22 protein-coding genes, 1 tRNA gene and 1 other RNA gene are annotated in these 24,286 nt (G+C 67.5%); 12 read left to right on the top strand and 12 right to left on the bottom strand.

Going from position 1 to position 24,286, the window contains the following annotated elements; genetic code table 11:
• Positions 1 to 21 precede the first annotated feature (21 nt).
• From MVF96_RS02280 to MVF96_RS02265, 4 genes are all read right to left on the bottom strand, one after another.
• Positions 22 to 1,530 (bottom strand): glycosyltransferase 87 family protein, encoded by a 1,509-nt coding sequence (locus MVF96_RS02280; RefSeq protein ID WP_247451070.1) that lies wholly within the window; start codon positions 1,528 to 1,530, stop codon positions 22 to 24.
• A gap of 88 nt (positions 1,531 to 1,618) precedes the next feature.
• Entirely contained in the window at positions 1,619 to 2,893 is a 1,275-nt protein-coding gene (locus MVF96_RS02275) for an aspartate aminotransferase type Ic (protein WP_247451068.1), read from the bottom strand.
• Between the two features lie 71 nt (positions 2,894 to 2,964).
• An RNA gene (gene ffs, locus MVF96_RS02270) (signal recognition particle sRNA small type) lies at positions 2,965 to 3,059 on the bottom strand.
• 147 nt (positions 3,060 to 3,206) lie between these two features.
• Positions 3,207 to 3,295 (bottom strand) — tRNA-Ser (locus MVF96_RS02265).
• A gap of 78 nt (positions 3,296 to 3,373) precedes the next feature.
• On the opposite strand from MVF96_RS02265, the gene MVF96_RS02260 reads away from it, so the two are divergent.
• The gene (locus MVF96_RS02260) at positions 3,374 to 4,222 is read left to right on the top strand and encodes an NmrA/HSCARG family protein (RefSeq protein WP_078111806.1); all 849 of its coding nucleotides are present in this window, start codon (positions 3,374 to 3,376) and stop codon (positions 4,220 to 4,222) included.
• Positions 4,223 to 4,241: 19 nt separating this feature from the next.
• Here the strand turns inward: MVF96_RS02260 and MVF96_RS02255 are convergent, their stop codons facing one another.
• Positions 4,242 to 5,342: a DNA polymerase domain-containing protein gene (locus tag MVF96_RS02255; RefSeq protein ID WP_247451066.1), complete on the bottom strand. Its 1,101-nt coding sequence runs from the start codon at positions 5,340 to 5,342 to the stop codon at positions 4,242 to 4,244.
• A gap of 2 nt (positions 5,343 to 5,344) precedes the next feature.
• Complete coding sequence (locus MVF96_RS02250; protein ID WP_137808698.1) at positions 5,345 to 6,397, bottom strand: ATP-dependent DNA ligase; 1,053 nt, start codon at positions 6,395 to 6,397, stop codon at positions 5,345 to 5,347.
• 138 nt (positions 6,398 to 6,535) lie between these two features.
• Here MVF96_RS02250 and gluQRS point away from each other — a divergent pair, with 138 nt between their 5' ends.
• On the top strand, positions 6,536 to 7,444 hold the full coding sequence (gene gluQRS, locus MVF96_RS02245) for a tRNA glutamyl-Q(34) synthetase GluQRS (RefSeq protein ID WP_247451064.1): 909 nt from the start codon (positions 6,536 to 6,538) through the stop codon (positions 7,442 to 7,444).
• 99 nt (positions 7,445 to 7,543) lie between these two features.
• Here gluQRS and MVF96_RS02240 read toward each other — a convergent pair whose 3' ends face one another.
• Complete coding sequence (locus MVF96_RS02240) at positions 7,544 to 8,557, bottom strand: hemolysin family protein (protein ID WP_065631156.1); 1,014 nt, start codon at positions 8,555 to 8,557, stop codon at positions 7,544 to 7,546.
• Entirely contained in the window at positions 8,550 to 10,016 is a 1,467-nt protein-coding gene (locus tag MVF96_RS02235; RefSeq protein WP_247451062.1) for a hemolysin family protein, read from the bottom strand. Before MVF96_RS02235 ends, MVF96_RS02240 begins: the two co-directional genes overlap by 8 nt.
• Before the next feature lie 265 nt (positions 10,017 to 10,281).
• Between MVF96_RS02235 and MVF96_RS02230 the strand changes: the two genes are divergently transcribed.
• The 4 genes from MVF96_RS02230 to MVF96_RS02215 all read left to right on the top strand — a co-directional run bounded on the left by MVF96_RS02230 (position 10,282) and on the right by MVF96_RS02215 (position 14,844).
• Entirely contained in the window at positions 10,282 to 10,941 is a 660-nt protein-coding gene (locus tag MVF96_RS02230) for a class II aldolase/adducin family protein (protein ID WP_078111809.1), read from the top strand.
• Positions 10,938 to 11,891 carry a carbohydrate kinase family protein gene (locus MVF96_RS02225; protein WP_159369895.1) on the top strand — a complete coding sequence of 318 codons (954 nt, stop codon included), beginning with the start codon at positions 10,938 to 10,940 and terminating at the stop codon, positions 11,889 to 11,891. Before MVF96_RS02230 ends, MVF96_RS02225 begins: the two co-directional genes overlap by 4 nt.
• Positions 11,892 to 11,940: 49 nt before the next feature.
• Positions 11,941 to 12,858, top strand: a complete 918-nt coding sequence (locus MVF96_RS02220; protein WP_247451060.1) for an SDR family NAD(P)-dependent oxidoreductase — start codon at positions 11,941 to 11,943, stop codon at positions 12,856 to 12,858.
• A 285-nt stretch (positions 12,859 to 13,143) separates the two neighbouring features.
• Positions 13,144 to 14,844 (top strand): HNH endonuclease signature motif containing protein, encoded by a 1,701-nt coding sequence (locus MVF96_RS02215; protein WP_418930414.1) that lies wholly within the window; start codon positions 13,144 to 13,146, stop codon positions 14,842 to 14,844.
• A 13-nt stretch (positions 14,845 to 14,857) separates the two neighbouring features.
• Here MVF96_RS02215 and tgt read toward each other — a convergent pair whose 3' ends face one another.
• Positions 14,858 to 16,126, bottom strand: a complete 1,269-nt coding sequence (gene tgt / locus MVF96_RS02210; RefSeq protein ID WP_068972075.1) for a tRNA guanosine(34) transglycosylase Tgt — start codon at positions 16,124 to 16,126, stop codon at positions 14,858 to 14,860.
• A 91-nt stretch (positions 16,127 to 16,217) separates the two neighbouring features.
• Between tgt and MVF96_RS02205 the strand changes: the two genes are divergently transcribed.
• A complete protein-coding gene (locus MVF96_RS02205; RefSeq protein WP_247451054.1) occupies positions 16,218 to 16,721 on the top strand; it encodes a hypothetical protein in 504 nt (167 codons plus the stop codon).
• 81 nt (positions 16,722 to 16,802) lie between these two features.
• On the opposite strand, the gene MVF96_RS02200 is transcribed toward MVF96_RS02205, so the two are convergent.
• Both MVF96_RS02200 and MVF96_RS02195 read right to left on the bottom strand, forming a co-directional pair.
• The gene (locus MVF96_RS02200) at positions 16,803 to 17,288 is read right to left on the bottom strand and encodes a DUF1877 family protein (protein ID WP_247451051.1); all 486 of its coding nucleotides are present in this window, start codon (positions 17,286 to 17,288) and stop codon (positions 16,803 to 16,805) included.
• A gap of 64 nt (positions 17,289 to 17,352) precedes the next feature.
• Positions 17,353 to 18,246: an SGNH/GDSL hydrolase family protein gene (locus MVF96_RS02195; protein WP_247451049.1), complete on the bottom strand. Its 894-nt coding sequence runs from the start codon at positions 18,244 to 18,246 to the stop codon at positions 17,353 to 17,355.
• Between the two features lie 224 nt (positions 18,247 to 18,470).
• Between MVF96_RS02195 and MVF96_RS02190 the strand changes: the two genes are divergently transcribed.
• Together MVF96_RS02190 and MVF96_RS02185 are read left to right on the top strand one after the other, a co-directional pair.
• Positions 18,471 to 19,235: a MerR family transcriptional regulator gene (locus tag MVF96_RS02190; RefSeq protein ID WP_247451047.1), complete on the top strand. Its 765-nt coding sequence runs from the start codon at positions 18,471 to 18,473 to the stop codon at positions 19,233 to 19,235.
• A 46-nt stretch (positions 19,236 to 19,281) separates the two neighbouring features.
• Positions 19,282 to 20,706, top strand: coding sequence for a glutamate decarboxylase (locus MVF96_RS02185; protein ID WP_247451045.1), 1,425 nt, complete (start codon positions 19,282 to 19,284; stop codon positions 20,704 to 20,706).
• 49 nt (positions 20,707 to 20,755) lie between these two features.
• Here MVF96_RS02185 and MVF96_RS02180 read toward each other — a convergent pair whose 3' ends face one another.
• Entirely contained in the window at positions 20,756 to 22,069 is a 1,314-nt protein-coding gene (locus MVF96_RS02180) for a UDP-N-acetylmuramoyl-tripeptide--D-alanyl-D-alanine ligase (RefSeq protein WP_065631165.1), read from the bottom strand.
• 69 nt (positions 22,070 to 22,138) lie between these two features.
• Between MVF96_RS02180 and MVF96_RS02175 the strand changes: the two genes are divergently transcribed.
• The 3 genes from MVF96_RS02175 (at position 22,139) to MVF96_RS02165 (ending at position 24,274) form a co-directional block, all read left to right on the top strand.
• Positions 22,139 to 23,215 (top strand): D-alanine--D-alanine ligase family protein, encoded by a 1,077-nt coding sequence (locus MVF96_RS02175; protein WP_247451043.1) that lies wholly within the window; start codon positions 22,139 to 22,141, stop codon positions 23,213 to 23,215.
• Positions 23,216 to 23,300: 85 nt separating this feature from the next.
• On the top strand, positions 23,301 to 23,708 hold the full coding sequence (locus MVF96_RS02170) for a hypothetical protein (protein ID WP_068972076.1): 408 nt from the start codon (positions 23,301 to 23,303) through the stop codon (positions 23,706 to 23,708).
• 161 nt (positions 23,709 to 23,869) lie between these two features.
• The gene (locus MVF96_RS02165; RefSeq protein ID WP_247451042.1) at positions 23,870 to 24,274 is read left to right on the top strand and encodes an NADH-quinone oxidoreductase subunit A; all 405 of its coding nucleotides are present in this window, start codon (positions 23,870 to 23,872) and stop codon (positions 24,272 to 24,274) included.
• The last annotated feature ends 12 nt before the right edge of the window (positions 24,275 to 24,286 follow it).

The raw sequence follows: 24,286 nt of genomic DNA, 5'->3' as shown, positions 1-24,286 counted from the left end.
GTGACAGTCGATGAGTGTGCCTCACACTGGTGCAGCGGGCCCCTGATCGGGTGTCTCGGTGACGGGTTCGCCATCGGTTCCGACCAGGTCATCGGCCATCCCGGGGGTGTCTTCCGAAGTACGCGGAGTATGCCCGGACGTGCCTCGCGAGTCGCGCGGCCCGGACTCCTCGCCACCCATGTCCGGCCGTCGTGTGCCCTCACTGGCGGTGCCGCCCGCATCGCCGGTCGGCAGCCCACCCTCGGCGATCACCGCAGCCGCGACGCCGGGCGGGATGATCGGGTCGGCGGGCGGCGGCGAGGAGTAGCCGCGGCTGCCGATCATCCGCAGGCCGACGACCGTCGCGACGAGCACGCCGAGGTAGGCCCACAGATATGGGCTGACCGTGAACCAGTTGAGCCACGTGATGCGGGTCTTGACGTACAGCCCCGTGTAATAACCGTCCGGGATCAGCGCCGGTACATGCGTCGGCCACGAGAACGCGAGAAGCACCAGTGCCGCCGCGCCCACCCCGGCCCACACCCGCGGCGACCGCGGCTGCCGGGTGTCGAGGACCAGGTGGATTCCGATGACCAGGATCGGGATGAACCACACCCAGTGGTGGCCCCACGACATCGGCGACACCACGCAGGCGGTCATCCCGACAATGCTGACGGCGAGGAGTTCCTGACCTTTGCGATGGGCGTACGTCGCCACCGCGAAGCCGACCGCCAGCCCTGCCAGCACCAGGGCGAGCCAGAGCAGCGTCGGCGGATTGTCGGTGTCGAGGTGGTTGGCCAGCATGCCGCGCAGGGACTGGTTACCGCGCAACTGAGCCGAACCGACCCGGTCGGACTCGAACAGTTTGCCCGTCCAGTACGACCACGAGTCCCCGGGCAAGGCGGCGAACCCGATGAGCATGGTGGTGGCGAAGCCGCCCACCACCCCGGCGAGGGCGCGCCAGTTCCGTTGCACGAGGAAGTAACCGGCGAAAATGAGGGGCGTCAGCTTGATTCCCGCGGCGACTCCGGTCCAGAACCCCTTGAGGCGTCCACCGTCCGGACGCGCCAGATCGGCCACGATCACGAGCATCAGGAACACATTGATCTGCCCGTACCAGATCGTCGTACGAACCGGCTCGAACAACATCGCCACCGCCACCAGCGACGCCGCGATCACGCGCAACGGCCAGGTCACCGGCCGGCCGAGGCTGCGGAAGCTCAGCATGATCACCAGATAGAGCGCCACGACGATGCCCGCCGACCACAACATGCGGGCGACGTCGAAGGACATCCAGGCCAGCGGACTGAACAGCAAGGCGGAGAACGGCGAGTAGGTGTAGTCCAGGTCGCCGATCATCTTGACGTCGTAGAGACTGACGCCGTTGGCGACCGCCCGGGCACCCGCCTGATACACCGAGAGATCGATCTGGTTGTGCAGCAAACCCCAGAATTGGGCGCCCAGGGGTACGACGACATCCTGGAGTGCCAGTGCGATGACCCCCACGACGGCGAAACCGGTTGCGAGAAGAACCGGCCTGGGCAGATTCACGATTTGAAAGCCTGTCACAAAGTGGCGCGCACGCCAGCGCACTCGCCGGAGAATGAGAGCAATCTAACGCCGGGATCGGCGTGTCGGGTCAGCTGGAGCGGGCGAGCAGGTTCTCCGCCGCGGCCAGCAGCACGCACGTGGACACCCCGTCCATCGCAGCCCGCAGGTCGTCGGTGTTCGGGAACGTCGGTGCGAGTCGGATGTTCTGATCGTGCGGATCGGTCTTGTACGGGAACGCCGATCCGGCGGCGGTGAGCGCGATACCGGCTTCTTTGGCCAGCTCGATGGTGCGTCGGGCCGCGCCGTCGACGACGTCGAGGCTGATGAAGTAGCCGCCCTCCGGCTCCGACCACGACGCCACCTTCGACTCCGTGAGCCGGTCCTCGAGGATGTCGAGCACGAGCTTGAATTTCGGAGCGAGGATCTCCCGGTGGCGGGCCATGTGCGCCCGCACACCGTCGGCATCGCCGAAGAACTTGAGGTGACGCAGCTGATTGACCTTGTCGGGTCCGATGGTCTTCAGCGACAGGTACTTGCTGAACCAGGCCAGATTCTCCGGCGACGACCCGAAGAACGAGACGCCGGCGCCGGCGAAGGTGATCTTCGACGTCGAGCCGAGGACGTACACGCGGTTCGGGTGCCCGGCCTGCGCCGCCATCTCCAGGATCGGCAGCGGCGTCGGCGGGGTCTCCACCAGCGTGTGGACGACGTAGGCGTTGTCCCAGTAGATCCGGAAGTCCGGCGCCGCGGGCATCTCGAGCAGTCCGCGGGTCACTTCCTCGGAGAAGGTGACGCCGGTCGGGTTCGAGTAGGTGGGCACCGCCCACATGCCCTTGATGCTCGGGTCGGCGGCGACGAGTTCGGCGCACACCCGCACGTCGGGGCCGTCGGGCAGCATCGGCACCGGGATCATCTCGATGCCGAAGCTCTCGGTGATCGCGAAGTGGCGGTCATAACCGGGCGACGGGCACAGGAACTTGATCGTCTGACGTCCCCACGGCTCGTCGGAGTCGACGGTGCCGTGCAACAGCCCGAAGACCGTGAGGTCGTGCATGATCTCGAGGCTCGAGTTGCCGAGCGCGAGGAGGTTGTCGGGGTCGACGGCGAGGAGTTCCCCGAAGATGCCGCGCAACTCGGGCAGTCCGTTGAGTCCGCCGTAGTTGCGGGTGTCGGTGCCCGCGCCGTCTCGATACTCGTCACCGGGCAGCGACAGGAGACCGTTCGAGAGATCGAGCTGCTCGGGGGCCGGCTTGCCGCGGGTGAGGTCGAGCTTGAGACCCAGCGCGCGCAGCGCCTCGTATTGCTTGGTCAGTTCCGTCTGGGTGTTCCGGAGTTGGTCGGCACTCATCGAGTGAAAATTCAACGTTGGCCCTCTCGCGGCTCGACGCCGGTGCGGGTGGCCGACGCCCCTGACCTGAAACTTCGTATCGGGAAAATAGGGGACCCCGCGCACCCGAGAGAGCCCGTTGACCCTTGCTGCCTTCCGGCCCTGGGGGAGTTCACAGGATGCACGCCGCGCGGGATCCGTCGTCCAGTGTAGCGAGGGGTTCCGGCGGCCGGAGCCGGGGTCCTCGAACCGGTCCGCGCGGCTCGATCACACTCGGCCCGCACGCTCGGGGATACGACGAAGGTCCGCAGTGTCACCCGGTAATACGGGTGTCACTGCGGACCTTCGGTGGCGGAGGATAGGGGATTCGAACCCCTGAGGGCTGTTAACCCAACCCGCGTTCCAGGCGAGCGCCATAGGCCACTAGGCGAATCCTCCAACGTCGAGATGATAGCCGCCGACGGCGCACTCACCCAAACCGTCCGGCCGTCGAGTGTGACCGCTAGGGTCGACGACATGGCCGATTCCTCTCCTGTCGTTGTCGTCGGAGCCACCGGAGGGCAGGGCGGCGCTGTGCTCGACGCGCTGCTCGAGGCCGGTTTCCCGGTCCGCGCCGTTGTGCGGGACGCGGTGTCGAGCAAGGCGGCACGCCTGGCCGACCGAGGCGTCGAACTCGCCGTCGGGGACATCGTGAGCGGGTCGGGTCTCACCGAGGCATTCACCGGGTCCGCGGGCGTGTTCGCGCTCACCACCCCGTTCGAATCCGGCGTCGAGGCCGAGATCGGTCAGGGTCGTGCGCTGATCGAAGCCGCCACGTCCGCGTCGATCCCGTACCTCGTGTTCTCCTCGGTGGCCTCGGCCGATCGTCAGACCGGCGTGCCGCATTTCGATTCCAAGTTCGAGGTCGAGCAGATGCTCGCAGCCACCGAGATCCCGCACACGATCGTCGGCCCGGCCTACTTCTTCGACAACCTGCTCGGCGGAGCCGACGCGCTCGCGGCGGGCGTGATGCCGATCGCGATGCCCGCGGACAAGCCGCTGCAACAACTCTCGCGGCGCGACCTCGGCCGACTCGTCGCCACTCTGTTCGCCGCCCCGGACGTCCACGTCGGCCAGCGCATCGACCTCGCGTCCGATCAGCCGACGCCCGAGGAGATGGCGCGCATCATCGGCGACGTTCTCGGCACCACGGTCACGGCGGAGTCCTACGATCCCGAACGTATCGAGTCCGAGGACATGCGGGCGATGTTCACGTTCCTCGGCGACCGCGGGTACGAGGTCGACATCCCGACGCTGCACCGCCGGTTCCCTGATGTGGGCTGGCAGAGTTTCGCGACCTGGGCGGCCGAGGCGCTGCGCCGCTGACCCATACGGAACCCGGGCATCAGCCGTCGGAGCGTCGGTTGCCCTTCTCATCCCAGTGCTCGGCGACCTTCTTGCTCGGCTGTACGCGCGGCGGCTCGCCCGGCATCTTGGGATAGCTGGGCGGATAAGGCATGTCGCCCAGTCCCTTTGCGTCATGGGCCTGCACCATCTCCAGCAGTTTCTCGACGCCGCGCCGGTGGTCGGCGATGTCGGCCCATGGGTCGCCGCGATCTTCCAGGAGCTTCGGGACGGTCGCGATGGTGCAGTCGTCCGGATCGACGTCGGCGAGTTCGTCCCACGTCACCGGCGTCGACACCCGGGCGCGGGCGCTGCGTCGAACGGAGTACGGGGACGCCATGGTGCGGTCGCGGGCGTTCTGGTTGTAATCGATGAAGATCCGTTCTCCGCGTTCTTCTTTCCACCACGATGTGGTGACCGCGTCCGGGTCGCGGCGTTCGAGTTCCCGGGCGATCGCGATGACGCAGCGTCGGGTCGCGATGAAGTCCCACAGCGGTTCGATGGGCACGTACACGTGTACTCCCCGACCGCCCGAGGTCTTCACGAAACCGGTGAAGCCCAGTTCGTCGAGCAGGGGCTTGAGCCCCTCGATCGCCACACGCCGGACATCCTCGAACGTCGTGCCGGGTTGCGGATCGAGGTCGATGCGAAGCTGATCGGGATGGTCGTTGTCGGGGTGGAGGGTCGGCCAGGTATGGAAGGTGACGGTCCCCAGGTTCGCGCCCCACACGAGATCAGCCGGCACCGTGGGACGGATCGCGTCGCCGGTTCGTTTGGAGGGGAACACGATCGGGGTGGACTGCACATGCTCGGGCCGCTTCTTCGCGATGTGCTTCTGGTAGATCTCCTCGCCCTCGACGCCGTCGGGGAAGCGCTGCAGAAAGGTCGGGCGGTCGCGGGTGGCGCGCATCAGCGGTCCGTCGCCGCTGTCGTCGGCCCTGCCACCCGTGTCGCCGAGTGCGACGGTGCGGTAGTACCCGACGAGATCGCGCTTGCGGCCGCCGTTCTCGCCGAGTTCGGGGAAGTAGATCTTGTCCGGGTTGCTCATCCGGACGGCGACCCCGTCGACGTCGAGTTCCTCGGCGGGCGAACGAGATGCCATGGTCATTCTCCTTCGAGGACGTCGTGGAGATCGTAGGTCAGCGGGACGTCGAGCTGGTCGTAACCGCAGCTCTCCGGTTCTCGATCGGGCCGCCAGCGAAGGAATTTCACCGTGTGCCGAAAGCGATGGTTCTCCATCTGGTCATAGGCGAACTCCGCGACCAGCTCCGGACGGATCGGGATCCACTCCCCCGATTTCTCCGAACGCCACCGCGTCGGCTCGCCCGGCGACGCCTTCTCCGGGTCCAGCCGCATCGGCTCGAACATCTGCTGCAACTCGATCCGCTTGGCGTCGGAGAAGGCACCCGCCCCGCCGACCATCCGCAGTTCGCCGTCGTCGCCGTACAGTCCGAGCAGCATCGATCCGATCCCCGTGCCCGACTTGTGGATTCGATACCCGAAGATGACACAGTCCGCGGTCCGCTTGTGTTTGATCTTCAGCATCTCCCGCTTGTTCTCGACGTACACGCCGTCGAGTCGCTTGGCGACGACGCCGTCGAGCCCGGCGCCTTCGAAGGCGGAGAACCAGTCCTCGGCGACCGCCGGGTCGCTCGTCACCCGGCTGACATGCACGCGTCGGTCCCGGCCGCCCGGACCGACGGCCCGTAGCAGGGCCTCCCGGCGCACCTCGAAGGGTTCGGCCATCACGCTCGTCGACTCCAGCGCCAGCGCGTCGAATCCGATGAAGATCGCCGGTGTCTTCTCCGCGAGCATGGTGACGCGCGATTCCGCCGGATGGATGCGCTGCGCGAGCGAATCCCAGTCGAGCCGATGCGTGTCGCCGATCAGTGCCGGCACCCCGATCTCACCGTCGAGGACCACCTTGTCGGGCAGTTCGTCCTTCACCGCCGCGACGATCTCGGGGAAGTACCGGGCCAGGTCCTTGCCGCCTCGCGATCCGATCGTCACCTCGTCGCCGTCGCGGAAGACCAACGCGCGAAAACCATCCCACTTGGGTTCATACGACCACGCCACCGAACCGTCGGGCTGCGGCGGCACGCTGGTCACCGCCTTGGCCAGCATCGGCGCAACAGGCGGCATGACCGGGAGATCCATGAAACTCATCGTTCCTCACTCGTCGACGGGACCGCAACGCCTACGCGCCGCCGCATACCCGGCGTGTCGTCGTCCGGGCCGTTACAGGCAGACCGGCCGCAGCGCGGATTCTCATCGCCGACCGGTAATCTCGACGCGGTGTCGACGCAGCGAGCGGGCCGGTACGCGCCCTCCCCCTCCGGAGACCTCCACGTCGGCAATCTGCGGACCGCCGTGCTCGCCTGGCTCTTCGCGCGGACCACCGGCCGACAATTCCTGATCCGGATGGAGGATCTCGACCGAGCCGTCGAGGGTGCGGATTCCCGGCAGTTGTCCGATCTCGCGGCCCTGGGCCTCGACTGGGACCCGCCCGTCGTCCACCAGACCGACCGGCTCGAGGCATACCGTGCCGTCCTCGACGACCTGCGCGACGCCGGCCGCACCTTCGAGTGTTTCTGCACCCGCCGAGAGATCCTCGACGCGCCGTCCGCACCCCATGCGCCGCAGGGCGCCTACCCGGGCACGTGCCGCGACCTCACCGCCGCCGAGCGCGACGAACGCCGTGCCACCCGGCCACCCGCGATCCGGCTGCGGGCCGACGTCCGGGAGTACGGCGTCGACGACCTGCTGCACGGCCCCTACATGGGCGCGGTCGACGACTTCGTGCTGCTGCGCAACGACGGCACCCCGGCCTACAACCTGGCCGTCGTCGTCGACGATGCCGCGCAGGGCGTCGACCAGGTCGTCCGCGGGGACGATCTGTTGTCGTCGGCGCCCCGGCAGGCCTACCTGGCGACGCTGCTCGGGAAGACCCCGCCGACGTACGCGCACGTCCCGATGGTGCTCAACGCCAACGGAATCCGGCTCAGCAAGCGGGACGGGGCGGTGACCCTGGCCGACCTCGCCGCCGCAGGGGTGGCGACGTCGACCGTGTTGTCCCGCATCGCCCATTCACTGGGGCTCGGCGACCGGGACGAGCCTGTGCGCGCAGAGCAACTGGCGAAGCGGTTCGATCCCGCCGCGCTGCCGGCCGAACCGTGGTTCCTGACGGCCGACGAGTGGACCTAGCGGCCCACGTCCCCAGAACGCATAATCCCTGCTCCCTGAGGTGCGAGGAGCGCAAGCGACGAGCCACGAAGGGTAAGCGACGCGCGCTCGTCAACCCTCCTACGCCGTGGTCGCCAGCAACCGCTGGAGCACGTCGTTGATGGTGATGAGTCCGACCGCGCGGCCCCCATCGGTGACGAGCGCGAGGTGGGCGCGCTGTTCCCGCATGGCGGTGAGCGTCTCGTACACCGGCTGCGCCGACTCGACGCTCAGGACCGGGCGCATGAGATCGGCCGCCGTGGTGCCGGGCGACGCGGTCAGGCTGTCGCGCACGTGCACGACACCGCGGACCGGCGCCCCGGACGCATCGTCGCGCACCAGCAGCCGCAGGTGGCCCGAGGTCCGGCCGGCCGTCTGGATCTCATCGGCGTCCGCGGCCGGACCGACCACGGCCAGATGGTCGTTGGGGGTCACGACGTCGCCGACGGTCAACGACTCCAGTTCCAGAGCACTCGTCAGGTGGGCGTGGTACCGCTCGTCGAGTGTGCCCACGGTGGCCGAGTGCTCCACCAGGTGGCGGAGGGCGTCGCTGTCCTGCCCGGTCGCGACCTGGTCCACCGGTTCGACGCCGACACGCTTGAGGCACCAGTTGGCGAGGTGGTTGAGCTGGACGATGAACGGACGGGTCACCCACATGAAGGCGCGCATCGGGATCGCGAGCATGATCGCCGACTTCTCGGGGTGGGCGATGGCCCACGACTTCGGCGCCATCTCACCGACGACGAGGTGCAGGAACGTCACGATGACGAGGGCGAGGACGAAGCCGATCACGTCGGCCGACCAGTACGGCAGGCCCCAGCCGGCGAACAGCGGCGTGAGCCAGTAGTGCACAGCGGGTTTCGTGACCGAACCCAGTGCCAGCGTGCACACCGTGATGCCGAGCTGCGATCCGGCGAGCAACACCGACAGTTCCGATGCGCTGCGCAGTGCTGCGCGGGCGCTGCCGCTGGTCGCAGCCGCGTCTTCGAGCCGGTGCCGACGCGCGGCGATGAGGGCGAACTCGACCGCGACGAAGAAGGCGCTGGACGCGATCAGGCCCACGGTGACGGCCGCGACGACCCACGGGTTATCCATTGTCGCTCTCCTCTCCGTTCTCGGCCGGGTTCTTCTTCTCGCCCCGGTTCTTGTCGTCCGGGCTCTTCTCGCCCGGGTTGTTGTCGTTGTGTGCCACGCTCATCGACAGCAGAGCGGGGACGCGCTTGTCGACTTCCAGCACCGTGGCCCGCACGGTGCGGGGTGGCGCCTCGTCGTCTTCGAGCAGGGTCGACGGATCGGGATCGATCTCGATCGTCACCGTGTCCCCGACCTCCGGGAGTCCGACGAATTCGGCGATCACCAGTCCGGCCATCGTCTCGTAGTCGCCTTCGGGGAGGTCCCAGCCGACCGTCCGGGAGACCTCGTCGACGTGTGCGTCACCCCGCACGCGCCATCCCTCGGGGCTCTCCTCGATCGCGACGGTCGCCTCGGAGTCGTGTTCGTCGTCGATCTCGCCGACCAGTTCCTCGGCGATGTCCTCGGCGGTCACGACCCCGGCGAAGCCGCCGTATTCGTCGATGACCACCGCCATCTCGTCGTGTGCGTCCGCGAGGGTCTCCAACACCTCGGGCAGCGGGAGTGTCGAGGGCACCACCACTGCGGGACGACACAGGTCGACCGCGGTGGCCGACGAATCAGCCTGCGGCGGTTGTTTTTTCAGCGCGTAGCTCCACTCCAGGAGGTCCTGGAGGTGGATCACGCCGCGTACCTCGTCGTCACCGCCGGCCAGCACGGGGTACCGCGTGTGGCCGGTGCTCATCAGTGTCAGCACCTCACCCGCCGCCAGATCGGCGTCGACATGATCGGTGTTCGGTCGCGGGATCATCGCGTGTTCTGCGGTGCGCGTGGGGAATTCGAGCACACGGTCGAGCAGGACGGACAGCTCGTCGGGCAGGTCACCCGCGTCGCGGGACTCGGCGACGATGTGCTCGAGGTCGCGCACCGACGCCGAATGCTCGACGTCGTGCACGGGCTCGATGCGCAGCGCTCGCAGCAGCAGGTTCGACGACTTGTCGAACAATGCGATGAGCCAACCGAATACGGCCAGGTAGATCGTCGTCGAACGGGCGAGCCACCGTGCGACCGGCTCGGGCCGGGCGATGGCGAGGTTCTTTGGGAACAGCTCACCGAAGACCATCTGCACGACGGTGGAGAAGATGATCGCGATGATCGTGCCGATCGCGACACCCACGCCCACCGGGATACCCACGCCGCCGAGCAGCTCGCCGACGCCGGAACCGATCAGGGGTTCGGCCACGTAGCCGACGAGAAGGCCGGTGACAGTGATGCCCAGCTGGGCGCCGGAGAGCATGAAGGACGTGCGGCGGGTGACCGCGAGCGCGCGATTCGCGGCGGCGTCACCGGTCTCGGCACGGGCTTTGAGGCGGGACCGGTCGACCGCCATGTAGCCGAATTCCTGGGCCACGAAGTAACCGGTGAGGGCGGTGATCAGGAAGACCACCAGGATTCCGAGTCCGATTCCGAGGAGGGTCAGCATGAGACCGTCCCGGTGTCGGGGCCGGGCGGAAGACCCGGGTCATGCAATTCGCAACAGGGGGCCGACTGGTGTCGTCGGCGTTTTCGGCGCTTTCCGCGTCTCATCGTCTCTCTCGCTGGTGCTCGGGTATTTCATACCGGGTGCCGGGAGCAAAGGCATGTGCGTAAATGTCCGGTATGTGGTCCCAACGTACCGAATGCGCTCCGAGTTCCGCGACATGCCCGGCGATCCTTCTCCGCGGAGTGCGGACCGACGCATTCGGCCGATGAGCGACCCGTCGATACGCGACGAGGTCGCCGCAGCCGCTCGACGGCTGGCGGCCGAAGGTCTGCTGATCGGCACCTCCGGCAACGTGTCGGCGCGTGCGGGCGATCACGTCGCGATCACCGGAACCGGGGTCGTGCTCGCGAACTGTGCCGCGACCGACGTGACGGTGGTGTCCCTTGCCGGCGACGTCGTCGACGGGCCGATCGCGCCGTCGTCCGAGCTGGACCTGCACCTCCGCGTCTACGAGGAAACCGGCACACAGGCGATCGTCCACACCCACGCACCCTTCGGGACCGCGGTCGCCTGCGTCAGCGGACTGACCTCGTTACCGGTGCTGCACTACCAGCAACTCGGCCTCGGCGGTGCCATCCCGGTCGCGCCGTACGCCACGTTCGGGAGCCCGGAGCTCGCCGGGATCGTCGCCGACGCGCTGGTCGACACCCAGGTCGCGCTGATGGCGAACCACGGTTCGGTGGCACGCGGCTCCAGCCTGGCCCACGCGGTGGAGAACGCCCTGCTGCTGGAGTGGCTCGCGACCCTCTTTCACCGGACCAGCAGCATGGGCCGGCCTCGCGAACTCACCGAGGACCAACAGCAGTCCACTGTCGCCCAGGCGATCCGGCTGGACTACGGGACACCCAAGGAGAACCGGACGTGACACCCTCACCGCGGCTCGAACCGCCGACGATCGCAACCGTGGGCGTCCATGTGCTGGACATCCACGTCGTCGGGATCGAGTCCATCCCGGCGGGGTCCGACGGCGCGCTCGTCCAGTCCATCGGTTTCTCCGCCGCCGGTACCGCGGGCGGAACCGCGCTCGTCCTCAGTCGGCTGGGCGCCACGGTCCGGACCCACGGAGCGATCGGCGACGACACGATCGGGCGTTCGCTGACCGCACTGCTGGACGCCGAAGGCGTCGACACCGGCGGCCTGGTTCCGAAGCCCGGGGTCCAGACGTCGTCATCGGTCATACCCGTCCGACCCAATGGAGACCGTCCCGCGTGGCACTGCATCGGGGCGAACGCACAGTTCACGCCCGACGACCTGGGTGCAGACGCGCTGACCGGGCTCGACCACCTGCACCTCGGCGGCCCGGAATTCCTGGGCGGCGCCGTCGCCGCAGAGCTCCTCGGCCGGGCGCGCGACCGCGGGATCACGACGTCGGCCGATCTGCTGTCGGCTGGCGACCCCGGCCTTCTCGAGTGGATCGCCGACGCACTTCCCCACCTCGACTACCTGCTGCCCAACGACGAGCAGACCCGGGGACTGACCGGAACCGACGACCTCACCTACGGCGCACGGGCGCTCCTGGACCGCGGTGTCGGTTGCGTCGCGCTCACCCGCGGTGCCGACGGTGCGCTGGTCGTGACCGGCGACGACGTGGTCGCGGTGCCGGCGTTCGAGGTGGACGTCGTGGACACCACCGGTTGCGGCGACTCGTTCTCCGCCGGGTTCTTGACCGGCCGGCTGCGCGGGCTCGGTCTCGCCGACTCCGCCGAACTCGGTTGCGCGGTGGCCGCGCACGTCGCCCAGGGCATCGGGACCGGGGCGAACTCGTACGATCTCGCCGCGATCGAGTCCTTCCGGCAGTCCCGCGCCGCGGGCTGAGCGCGCCTCCTCTCGGTTTGGTGAACCCCGCCTCGGGTAGGCGATCACCATGACAGACAACAAGGAAATCAACGGCTCCACCGTCGTGATCGCCGGCGCGTCGAGCGGATTCGGACGCGGCGCCGCGGTGCGACTCGGAGAACTCGGCGCGAACGTCGTCGTCGCGGCGCGTCGAACCGCGGTCCTCGACGAGGTCGTCGCAGAGATCACCGGCAAGGGCGGGTCGGCGCTGGCGGTGCCCACCGATGTCAGCGATCCGCGTGCCGTCGCCCATCTCGCGTCCGCCGCGCTCGAATGGCTCGAATCGATCGACGTGTGGGTGAACAACGTCGGCGTCGGCGCGGTCGGGTACTTCTGGGACATCCCGACCGAGGACCACGCTCGCCTCGTCGACGTGAACCTGAAGGGCCTGATCTACGGCGCACATGCGGCGCTGCGCGTCTTCCGGTCGCAGGGTCGCGGCACACTCATCAACGTGGGCTCGGTCGACAGCGAGGTACCCATCGCACTCCAGAACACCTACGCCGCAACGAAAGCGGCGGTTCGGAGCCTCGGGCACTCGATCAGCGAAGAGCTGCGCATGGCCGGCGACGACGCCATCGAGGTCGGCACCATCATGCCGTGGGCCGTGGACACCCCATGGTGGGTCCACGCCGCCAACTACACCGGACACGAACCGCGGATGTCCGCGATGGACGATCCGCAGATCGTGGTCGACGCGATCGTGGCAGCCTGCACCGACCCGAAGCTGGACCAACCGGTCGGCTACAAGGCCAAGGCCGCCAACGCTTCTCACCATCTCATGCCCGGGATCACCGAGCGGTTCTCGGCGGCGACGGCGAAGTCCGAGACCGAGAAGGGGACACCGGTCGAGCCGCACGCGGGTGCGATCCACGACCCCAACCCGGACAGCACCGGGGTCGCCGGCGGCATCCGCGAACGGATGGTTGCCGAGGACTCCCGCTGACACCCGTCCGCCGTCGCTCGTTGTGGTGCGCCGCCCTCTGTTGGTCGAGCACCGCCGCAGTGTCCCGCTGGTCGAGCCGCGTCGAAGTGCCCCGCTGGTCGAGCAGCGCCGCAGTGTCCCGCTGGTCGAGCAGCGTCGACCGAGCGAAGCGAGGACGCCGCGTCCGTCGAGGCCACCGAGGCGACGCGTCACTCTTGTCGGTGCGGCGTGATTCGATTGCCAGACCACCCCGAGAAATCCAGAGATCACCCTTGACTCGAACATATATTCGAGTATCGTGGAGGTATGTCATCGGGGGCGGGGGCCGGATCCACTACATCGGTGGACCCATCACAGGAGTCGGTCGAGCCGCGCTTTCGTCCCGACCATGAACTCTCCGCATCCGAACTCGTCGAGGTCCTCAACCACTGCGCGGGCTTGGCGGCAGCGTCCGCGCATCGAATGATGGTCGTTGCCAGCCTCATTCACGACGAACGCGAGATGGACTACGCGCAGCGGCGCGCCGAGACGCACAGCGGCGAACTTGATTCGATTGAGGCCTTCGATGCCCTGTCCGCGCGAGTGGCCGCGGGTGAGAACCCCTACGAGCAGTTCGGACCGAACGGTCTCGAACAGGCCATCGCCGAAGTCGGCGCCACCCTCACCGTGACACCGGCCGAGGCGAAAGACCTCATCGAAGCCGGCGACGCACTGCGCTACCGACTCTCCTTCACCGGACACGCACTCGCGTGCGGTCGAATCGACAAGCGCCGCTTCCTCATCGCCCTCAAACGCACCGACCTCATCACCGACGACGAAGAGATGCAGACCGTCGACGCCCATCTCGCCGAGGCGATCTTCGCCCGCGCACCGATGTCGACGGCGCGGTTCACCGCTATGGTCGATTCCATCGTCGCCAAGTGGGCGCCCGACGCGGTCCGTCGACGCAAGGAGCGGGTGAAGTCCGACCGCAAGGTGACCATCACCCCCGACCGCTTCACACCCGGGCAGTCCCGGATCTCCGGCACGCTTCCCAACGCTGATGCCGCCGAGTTCGACGCCCGCCTGACAGCGATGGCCACCGCGGTCCACGCCGGTGACCCGCGAAAGTTGGCCAATCGCCGGGTCGATGCCCTCAAAGCACTTTCGCGCGGCGAAGCCGCCATCACCTGCCTATGCGACGACTGTCGACCTGCCGCAACCGAACCCGACACAGCACCAGACTCCGACGCAGCGACAGTGGATACCGCCGAGCCGCCTGCACCAACTGCTGCGATGACGGAGGCGGACACCATCGTCGACCCGTCAGCCGACGTCGTTGTCGATGACCCGGCTGAGCCGGCCGCCTCGGCGTCGGATTCGGCTGCGCCGCGCGCGACCTTTCACATCGTGGTGAACCTGTCGACCCTGATCGGTCTCGACAACGATCCCGCCTTCCTCGACCGCCACGGCATCATCGACGCCGACACCGCCCGGCAGCTGCTCGCCGAAGCGCGCCGCACCTACATCCACCCCGCTCCTACCGGACCCGACGGTTCACCGGCTCCAGACGCAGACAGTTCGACAACGCGGTACACCCCGTCGAAGAAGCTGCAGGCCCTGGTGCGTGCCGGCGAACTGTGCTGCACCTTCCCGGGCTGCAACGCCCCGGTCTGGCAGATCGATCTCGACCACACCGAACCCTTCGACCACGCCGACCCGCGTCGCGGTGGCCCGACCGATGCGCGCAACCTCAAACCGCTGTGCCGGTTCCATCACCGCATCAAGACCTTCACCAGCTGGCAGGACCACCAAGACGAACTCCAGACCGCCTGGTTCACCACACCCACCGGGCACATGTTCGTCGGCAACGCCTTCAGCGGACGCGACCTGTTCAACAAGCTCTTCCCCAGACGGTCACCCGATCACCCCGCCCGAGACAGACTCAACACCCAGCGCGACAACGACTTCCGACGCCACCAACGCGCCGAGAAGCGCTGGAACGACGCCAACCCGCCACCGTTCTGAGCAATGGTCACGCCTACCGGGGACCTCCGTAGTAACGCCGGAGGAACTCGTCGCGGTACTCGGTGTATGTGCCGTTCTCGATGGCCTGGCGGGCCCGGTCGACGAGCGTGACGATGAAGGACACGTTGTGCAGGGTCGCCAGCGTGGGGCCGAGGCCTTCCTTCGCCTTGAACAGATGATGCAGGTAGGCCCGGCTGTACTGCGACGTGTAGTTCTCGACCTCGGGGTCGAGCGTCCGGAAGTCACTGCGGTACTTGGCATTCGTGACGTTGTACCGGCCGTCGAGTGAGTAGATCGCACCGTTGCGGGCGACCCGGGTCGGCGATACGCAGTCGAATGTGTCGACGCCGTTCTCGATGGCGGTGAAGATGTCGTCGGGTTCACTGATCCCCAAGAGGTGTTTCGGGGAGTCCTCCGGGAGTTCGTCGTTGACCCAACCGACGATGGTGCCGAGGTTGTCCTTCTCGAGTGCTCCGCCGATGCCGTAGCCGCCGAAGCCCTTTCCGCCGGCCGCGCGGTCCGCCTCGCTCAAGGCGACGAGGTCGCGAGCGGCCTTGCGCCGCAGATCCTCGTACTGGGCGCCCTGGATGACACCCCAGAGCGACTGTTGCGGCCGGTGTGCGCGTTCGACGCTCAGCCGATTGTGTTCGGCGAGACAGCGAATCGCCCACAACCGGGTGCGCTCGAGCGAATTCACCTGGTACTCGCGAGTGTTCATCAGGGTGGTCAGCTCGTCGAAGGCAAAGATGATGTCGGCCCCCAGCTGGTGTTGGATCTGCATCGACACCTCCGGCGTGAAGCGATGCGCCGAACCGTCGAGGTGCGACTTGAAGGTCACCCCGTCGTCGTCGACCCGCGAGAGCCGTTCTTTGCCGTTGGCGGTGAGGTCGTCGTCGGGGGTGCCGGTGGCCTCCATCGAGATGACCTTCTTGAACCCCGCACCCAGTGACATCACCTGGAAGCCGCCGCTGTCGGTGTACGTGGGCCCTCGCCAGTTCATGAACGCGCCGAGCCCGCCGGCCGCGTCGATGATCTCCGGCCCCGGCTGCAGATACAGGTGGTAGGCGTTGGCGAGCACGGCCTGGGCGCCGAGGGCGGAGACCGATTCCGGGAGGACCGTCTTCACGGTCGCTTTGGTACCGACGGGGATGAACGCGGGGGTGTGGATCTGACCATGCGGTGTGGTGATCGTCCCCGTGCGCCCACGGGTGCCGGCGAGGGTGGTGCCGACGGTGTAGGTGGGGTCGGCGACTTCGGTTCCGGTACTGCTCACGTGCAGCATCTTCGCAGGTCGGGCACGCCCATCCCAAACCGACGGCCGGCACCGGCCACCGGTGCGGTCGACGACACCGCATTCGCTACCGTAGTGAACCATGTCGCGCAGAACTCGTCCCACCGGTCCCACCACGAGCCGCTCTCGCCGACCGATCAGGGTCGCGGCGGCGACCCTGGGACTCGCGGCGGCGATGTCGACGCTCGTGGCCTGCGGCGCGGAAGAGGACGTGACCACCGCTTCGTCGACCTCTCAGGCCGGCGCCGCGGAGTCGGGACCACCGTCCGCCGAACAGCCCGCCACCTCGCCGCCGGTGGTCCCCGGCCGCAAGCCGGTGTCGACCACGGCGTCGAGTGCGACCGCGTCCGACGACTCCGACACCACTTGCGGCACCATCCCGGGCCCCGACGGCGCGTTGCGTGTCATGATCCTCGCCGGCGACGTGTCCTGCGATTCGGCACGGACCATCGCCACCCAGTACGGACCGAAGATCACCACCGGTCAACAGCAGTCGGTGGCCGGCTGGACCTGCGCGCCGTCTCAGCTCGAAGGCGTCCTTGCGGCCTGCCAGAAGGGCACCGCGGTCATCGGTTTCGCGCCGTAGTTCTTCTATGGGGCGTCAGTCGGGCAGCCGAGCCAAACTGTTCGAGCCGGCTTCGAACCGACCCACGGCGGCACGTCTGTCCTACACAAGCTCCAGCACCAGGTGGTTGTCGAGATCGGCGGCCAGGCTGACGAAACCAGCCATGATCGCGTACTTTTCTCGCAAGTACTCGACAGCCCCATCGTCCCAATGGCGCATCATCGGCCACACCTCCTGGCGAGCGAGTTCTGTCGCGGTGGTGTCATCGAGCAACGTGTCGAAGGTGATGTGCGCGAGGATGTCCCGGGTGGCCACCACGTACTCGGGACTCATGTAGTTCGGGACACCTTCGCCGAAGTCGATGTTGCCGGGCACCATTCCTTGCCCTCGGACCGGGTTCACCGGCATCGCCGATCGGTCGAACATCAGCTCGAGTGCCTGATACGCCTTGTCGATGTCGGTGGAGATGGTCGGGTCGGCTTGACGGAGGCTGCTGACGAAGTCGGCGATGTCCCGGGCCGAACCCATCATGTTGATTTCGCGCAGTTCATCGTCGCTGAGCCTGGTGTACGACCGAATGAGTCCCATGAGTACCCCCCTACCGACCAGTGAGCAGTGCCTCTACACGGCGAGCAGCCCGCACAGCGGTCCCTCACCGCAGCGCGGCCACGACCTGGTCGGCCATCGCCTTCTGGCCGCGCGCGTTGGCGTGCATCGCGGGGAAGCTGACCGCACCGAGCGTCGGCTCGACCCATCGCCGTTCGCCCGCGCAGGCGTCGTGGCCCGCGGAGACCTTGGTCATGTCGACGAAGGTCACGCGGGTGGCTGCGGCGGCGCGGCGCATGGCGTCGTTGAGGGCTTTGAAGACACGATGCAGGTATGCGGTGTCCCCGGGTGTCGTGAGCAACGACGCCGAGCAGAGCGCCGAACCCGTGGCCGGGAAGATCTGCGGATATCCGACGAGGACGACGCGTGCGCGCGGCGCTTCGCGGCCGACGAGGCGCAGGGCGTTCACGAGGTCGGGGTAGGTCGAGGATTTGATCTTGTCGACCAACGAGGTACCGAACTCGTCGCGACATGGGGTCGCTGACAACGGCGCGGCCATCCACGCCCGCTGGCAGGCCGAGGTCGAATTGCTGAACAGTCTGTTGTTGTTCGCGCCGATCGTGAGGGTGATCAAGCGGGTGGCCGGTCCGATCGCGCTGATCTGCGGTCCCTGCCACCGATACTGCGACTTGGTGAGGTCTTCGGTCGTCGCGCCCGCGCAACTGACATCGACGACCTCGGTCCCGCGTCGTTTGGCAACGAGGCTGGAGTAGTTGATCGCCGAGTTCGAGCAGAAGGTCGCCGCGCTCGTCGCCTGGGGGAACACCGATGCGCCTGCGCTGTAGCTGTCACCGAGATTCACGTATGCGTATCCGTCCGCTGCCTGGGCCCCGCCGGCCGTGACGAGTCCGGCGAGGAGAGCGACGATGGTGGCCGCCGCCGTCAGCAGGGTTCGGATGCCGAGGCCTCGGCGGGGGCTGCGGCCATACGGCACGGACATGCGGTGACTCCAGATCGTGGTACGCGTGTTACTGGTGTTGCAGGTGATACCAACACTACCGGGCCGACGGCCCGAGATCGGTGCACACGTACCCTGGTTTCCAATCTGATACACATGTCAAGTTTCTGTGACGCCGACGGCACCGGTCGCTCCGCACACTTGACCCTCACGCGACGTCAGGCAGCAGGGTTGTCGATGTGAGCGAGGAAAAGCACACTTCCAAGGTGGACACCCGGGAGCTGACCGTCGGTGTCGTCGCCGGCATGGTCGGCGTCAGCATCCGCACGCTGCATCACTACGACCAGATCGGCCTGGTGGTGCCGTCCGGTCGGACACCAGCCGGGTATCGCGTCTACGACGACACCGACGTCGAACGTCTCCACCAGGTACTCACCTACCGTGAGCTGGGCTTCTCCCTCGAGCAGATAGCGACCCTGCTCGACGATCCGGATGTGGACCCCATGGGTCACCTCGAGACGCAGCGCGAGCTGCTGACCGGCCGGATCGATCGCTTGCTCCGGATGGTCGCAGCACTGGAGGAGATGATGAACGCCAAGAAGGAAGGCATTGCCCTGTCGGCGGCCGAGCAGGCCGAGATCTTCGGCGACCAATGGCCAGGCGAGGAGTACGCCGCCGAGGCCGAGGAACGCTGGGGGAACACCGACGCGTGGAAGCAGAGCCAGAAGCGGACCGGGCAGTTCTCCAAGGAGGACTGGCAGCGCATCAAGGACGAGACCGACGACCTGGAACGACGGCTCGCGGACGCGATGCGTCGCGGGGTGACTCCTGGCACCGCCGAGGCGAACTCGCTCGCCGAAGAGCACCGCGCACAGATCGGGCGCTTCTACGACTGTGATCACGCCATGCAGGTGTGCCTTGCCGACTTGTACGTCGCGGACCCGCGGTTCACCGAGCACTACGACGCGCAGGCCCCCGGCCTGGCCGTCTACCTGCGGGAGGTGATCCACGCAAACGCGGGACGAGGGTGAAAGATCGCCACCCGCCGGTCGTCCGGGTCGGATAGGTTCGGTGTCCATGACCACCGACCCGGGCGTCCACAACAAGAGCGGTGGCGCCCGCGCCACCACCAACATCGGCGATGCGATGACCCTGCGCACCGTCTTCAACCGCGAAGGCGAGGCGACCGACCTCCCCAAGTTCGCACTGGGTGACTCGATGTTGTTGCCCGACACCGCCTATCAGATCGTGCACGACGAGGCGATGCTCGACGGGAACGCCCGCCTGAACCTCGCGACCTTCGTGTCGACGTGGATGGACGACGAGGCCAAGAAGTTGTACTCGGAGACCTTCGACAAGAACATGATCGACAAGGACGAGTACCCGCAGACGGCCGCGATCGAGGACCGGTGCTGGCGCATCCTCGCCGACCTGTGGCACAACCCGGACGTCGACAACGCGATCGGTACCTCGACGATCGGCTCGTCGGAGGCCTGCATGCTCGGTGGGCTCGCGCTCAAACGGCACTGGCAGACCCGGCGCCGCGCCGAGGGCAAGTCAACCGAGAATCCCAACATCGTGCTGTCGACGGCGGTCCAGGTGTGCTGGGAGAAGTTCTGCAACTACTTCGAGGTCGAGCCCAAATGGGTACCGATCAGCCCCGACCACCTCGTCCTCGACGGTCACGAGCTCGAGAAGTACGTGGACGAGAACACGATCGGGGTCGTCGCCATCATGGGACAGACCTACACCGGCATGTACGAGCCGGTCACCGCGATCGCGGCCAAGCTCGACGAGATCCAGGCCGACACCGGACTCGACGTGAAGATCCACATCGACGGCGCGTCGGGTGCGATGATCGCCCCCTTCTGTCAGCCGGACCTCGAATGGGACTTCCGTGTCGACCGTGTCGTCTCGATCAACACCTCGGGCCACAAGTACGGACTGGTCTATCCAGGTGTCGGCTGGATCGTGTGGCGCGACACCGACGCACTGCCCGAGAGCATGGTGTTCCACTGCTCCTACCTCGGCGGCGACATGCCGACCCTGGCACTCAACTTCTCCCGTCCCGGCGCACAGGTCCTGCTGCAGTACTACGTGTTCCTGCGGCTCGGCCGCGACGGCTTCACCCAGGTCCAGCAGGGTTCTCTCGATGTGGCGCAATGGCTTTCCGGACAGATCGCCCAGATCGACGGCCTCGAATTGGTCAGCAAGGGCGACACGATCCCGGTCTTCGCCTGGAAACTGAAGGCCGGGCACAGCGAGAACTGGAACCTCTACGACCTGTCCGACCGCCTGCGCATGAAGGGCTGGCTCGTTCCCGCATACCCGATGGCCGACGACCTCGCCGACCTGTCCGTGCAGCGAATCGTCGTGCGCGCCGGGCTGAGTCACGACCTCGCCCGTGCACTCATCGCCGACATCCGGACCGAGGTCGACTTCCTCAACCGCCTGGAGAGCCCGATGCCACGCGAGGGCGACGGGTCACACTTCCACCACTGATGCCCGCCGGTTGAGCTCTCCCCCGCCGGTTGAGCTTGTCGAAACCCCCTCAGTCCAGCAGCGCCTCCGCCACGCGCTCGAGCGCCGCGACCCGACTCCCCTTGACCAGCACTGCGGTCCCGTCGTCGAGGTCGCCGAGTTCGGCCGACACGCCGTCGACGTCGGAAACGTGCCGAGCGGTGTCACCGTAGTCGGCCTCGGCGACCGCGATGACCTCGATGCCCAGATCCCTGGCCTCCAGTGCGATCGCACGGTGCTGGTCTGGCGAGTCGGCGCCGAGTTCGGCCATGGTGCCGAGAACCGCCACCCGACGCGACGCGGGGAGTGTCGCCAGCGACCGCAGCGCAGCCGACATCGACGTCGGGTTGGCGTTGTAGGCATCGTTGAGGACCGTGACGCCTCGCGACGAGGTGGCGAGTTCCATTCGTAGACCGGACAATTCGGCGGCGAGGAACCCGTCCGCCATCGACTCGACCGGCACCCCTAGCCCGCCGGCGGCAGCCGCCGCCGCCAGCGCGTTGGGGACCTGGTGCTCGCCGCGGGCGCCCAGTCGGACCTCCGTCGAACCCCACGGTGTGTGCAGCCGGAACGTCGCGCGCAACTCGTCGTCCAGGACGATGTCGGACGCGTACACATCGGCGTCCGGCGACAGCCCGTAGCGCAGGACACGCGCCGAGGTGCGATCCGCCATCGCCGCGACGTACCGATGGTCGGCATTGAGCACCGCGATCCCGTCGGCCGGGAGCGATTCCACCAGTTCACCCTTCGCGCGCGCGACGGACTCGATGTCACCGAACAGCTCCAGGTGCACGCCCTCGACGCGGGTGATCACGCCGACCGTCGGTTTCGCGATGGAACACAGCAGGTCGATGTGCCCGACGCCGCGGGCGCCCATCTCGAGGACCACCGCCTCCACGTCGTCGGCGGCCGCGGCGAGGGTGATCGGCAGCCCGAGCTCGTTGTTGAACGACTTCTCGCTCGCCGCGGTGCGGTAGGTGGTGCGCAGCACACCCGCGAGCAGATCCTTGGTCGAGGTCTTGCCTACCGAGCCGGTGATGCCCACCACGCGATCGGGGACCCGGGCGCGGACCGCTCGACCGAGGTCGGCGAGGGCGAGCGCGGTGTCGGCGACGCGGATGGCGGTCCCGCCGACCGGGTCGACCCTCGAGGAGAGGTAGGCGGTGGCCCCGCCGTCGAGTGCGGACTTGATGAAATCGTGGCCGTCGCGCTCGGCGACGATCGGCACGAACAGCTGGCCCGGCCGAACACTCCGCGAGTCGATGCTCGCCCCGTCGATCTGCACGTCGGGGCCCAGCAGCTCCCCGCCCACGGCCTCCGCGACCTCGCTTGCTCTGAAATGCACGGTCTCACGCTAGCCGAGTCCCCAGCACACGCCGAGAACCCGATTGCACGGGGCCGTATCGTGACAGGCATGTCTTCTCGGCTGTTGCGTCTGGTGGTTCTCTACGGTGGCGTCTCCGCCGAGCACGATGTGTCGCGGGTCACAGCGGCTCATGTCCTGGCCGCGGCCGACCGGGCCAAATACGACCTGGTCCCCATCGGCATCGCCAAGGACGGCACGTGGTTGCGCAACGACAAGGCGATCGCCGCCATCGCCGACGGCACGCCACTCCCCGACACCCTCGAGGTCGCCGGAACCGCCGTCGACCCGCTGACCGAACTGCGTGGTCACGCGGACGAGGCCATCACGGTCGTCCTTCCCCTTCTCCATGGACCGCACGGTGAGGACGGCACCATCCAGGGGATGCTCGAGCTGTTCAAGCTGCCGTATGTGGGCGCGGGTGTGTTGTCGTCCGCGGTATGCATGGACAAGGCGATGGCCAAGATCGTCGCCGAGCAGGCAGGCATCCCGCAGTGCCGCTGGGTCGAGTTCCGCGACGGTGTCGACGACCCGGAGACGATCACCGCCCGCGCGATCGATGCGCTGGGGCTCCCGGTGTTCGTCAAGCCGGCGAACCTTGGCTCGTCGGTGGGCATCACCGAGGCGCACGACGAGGCCGAACTCGACACGGCGGTGAATCTCGCGCTCCGATACGACAACGTGGTCATCATCGAGGAGGCCGTCACCGGGCGCGAGATCGAGGTCGCCGTTCTCGGTGACACGGCGCCCGAGACCTCGGTGCCGGGCGAGATCAAACCCGGGAGCGAGTTCTACGACTACGAGGACAAGTACGTCACCGGCGCCGCCCAGCTGGTCATCCCCGCTGCGGTGTCCGACGCGGCGGCCGCCGAGGTCCGCGAGCTCGCGGCGAGGACGTTCACCGCGATGCGCTGCACCGGCATGGCCCGCGTCGACTTCTTCTACGAGGAGTCCGGCCGTGGCTGGCTGCTCAACGAGGTCAACACCATCCCGGGTTTCACCCCGGGATCGATGTACCCCAAGCTGTGGGAGGCGACCGGCGTGCCCTACCCGGACCTGATCGATCAGCTCGTCACGTTCGCGCTCGAGGTGCACCGCCGTCGCACGGGGTTCTCCACCGAGCACTGAGAGCGGCGCACGCTCGTGACGCCGATGTGCAGACGCGCGCATGTTCCAGGGCTCGGCGAGGGTGCCGGGTTGTAGCATGCCAACCGTGACCGACTCCCAGTCTGCGCGGGCCCTGCGCGTGCTGGTCTATTCCGACGACGCGCAGACCCGCGCGCAGGTCATCGGCGCGATCGGAACCCGGCCCGACCCGGGCATCCCACCGGTCAGCTACATCGAGGTCGCCACCGCCCCAATGGTGTTCGCGCAGCTCGACGCCGGTGTCGTCGACGCCGTGATCGCCGACGGGGAAGCCACCCCGGCCGGTGGCATGGGCCTGGCCAAGCAGATGAAAGACGAACTCGATCCCTGTCCACCGGTGCTCGTCCTTCTCGGGCGTGCCGACGACCGGTGGCTCGCGGACTGGTCCCGCGCCGACGCCGTGGCCGTCCTGCCCGTCGACCCGATCACTCTTCCGCGTGCGTTCGTCGACATGATCGGAAACGCCGAACTCTAGAAAACAGTGACTCGCGCCACACACTCACACTAGGCTTGTGTTACAGCTCACATTCGTACTGCCGGACCAGATCGGCCGACGGCACGGATAGGACGAACACCCGGGCCGGCCGCACCGAACAGGTGCACTCCGGTCGCCACAAGCGAGGAGGGGTCCGCGCTTTGAACGCCTACGTCCCGATCATGATCCTCGGGGCAATCGGCGTGGCGTTTGCCGTTTTCAGCGTCTTCATCGGCATCGCGATCGGTCCGAAACGGTACAACCGCGCCAAACTCGAGCCCTACGAGTGCGGCATCGAGCCGGTCGAACAGAGTCTGGTCTACCCGACGCGACGCACCGCCGGCGGCACGGTGGCAACCGGCTCGATCCAGCGCGTACCGGTCAAGTACTACCTCACCGCGATGCTCTTCATCATCTTCGACATCGAGATCGTGTTCCTCTACCCGTGGGCGGTCGCCTTCGACTCACTCGGGTGGTTCGGCCTCATGGCCATGCTCCTGTTCATCGTCAACGTCTCCGTCGCGTACGCCTACGAGTGGCGTCGCGGCGGACTGAGTTGGGACTGAGCGCTTTTCACC

Source organism: Gordonia hongkongensis, assembly GCF_023078355.1.
GTDB classification, from domain to species: domain Bacteria; phylum Actinomycetota; class Actinomycetes; order Mycobacteriales; family Mycobacteriaceae; genus Gordonia; species Gordonia hongkongensis.
Note: the sequence above shows the minus strand (reverse complement) of the source record. Positions and strands in the feature narration are given on the sequence as shown.

Excerpts from the sequence above, each read along its gene's own strand:
- MVF96_RS02260 (WP_078111806.1), top strand. The coding sequence starts at position 3,374 with ATGGCCGATTCCTCTCCTGTCGTTGTCGTCGGAGCCACCGGAGGGCAG.
- MVF96_RS02255 (WP_247451066.1), bottom strand. The coding sequence starts at position 5,342 with ATGGCATCTCGTTCGCCCGCCGAGGAACTCGACGTCGACGGGGTCGCC.
- MVF96_RS02250 (WP_137808698.1), bottom strand. The coding sequence starts at position 6,397 with ATGGATCTCCCGGTCATGCCGCCTGTTGCGCCGATGCTGGCCAAGGCG.
- MVF96_RS02240 (WP_065631156.1), bottom strand. The coding sequence starts at position 8,557 with ATGGATAACCCGTGGGTCGTCGCGGCCGTCACCGTGGGCCTGATCGCG.
- MVF96_RS02235 (WP_247451062.1), bottom strand. The coding sequence starts at position 10,016 with ATGCTGACCCTCCTCGGAATCGGACTCGGAATCCTGGTGGTCTTCCTG.
- MVF96_RS02230 (WP_078111809.1), top strand. The coding sequence starts at position 10,282 with ATGAGCGACCCGTCGATACGCGACGAGGTCGCCGCAGCCGCTCGACGG.
- MVF96_RS02220 (WP_247451060.1), top strand. The coding sequence starts at position 11,941 with ATGACAGACAACAAGGAAATCAACGGCTCCACCGTCGTGATCGCCGGC.
- MVF96_RS02215 (WP_418930414.1), top strand. The coding sequence starts at position 13,144 with ATGTCATCGGGGGCGGGGGCCGGATCCACTACATCGGTGGACCCATCA.
- tgt (WP_068972075.1), bottom strand. The coding sequence starts at position 16,126 with ATGCTGCACGTGAGCAGTACCGGAACCGAAGTCGCCGACCCCACCTAC.
- MVF96_RS02205 (WP_247451054.1), top strand. The coding sequence starts at position 16,218 with ATGTCGCGCAGAACTCGTCCCACCGGTCCCACCACGAGCCGCTCTCGC.
- MVF96_RS02200 (WP_247451051.1), bottom strand. The coding sequence starts at position 17,288 with ATGGGACTCATTCGGTCGTACACCAGGCTCAGCGACGATGAACTGCGC.
- MVF96_RS02195 (WP_247451049.1), bottom strand. The coding sequence starts at position 18,246 with ATGTCCGTGCCGTATGGCCGCAGCCCCCGCCGAGGCCTCGGCATCCGA.
- MVF96_RS02185 (WP_247451045.1), top strand. The coding sequence starts at position 19,282 with ATGACCACCGACCCGGGCGTCCACAACAAGAGCGGTGGCGCCCGCGCC.
- MVF96_RS02175 (WP_247451043.1), top strand. The coding sequence starts at position 22,139 with ATGTCTTCTCGGCTGTTGCGTCTGGTGGTTCTCTACGGTGGCGTCTCC.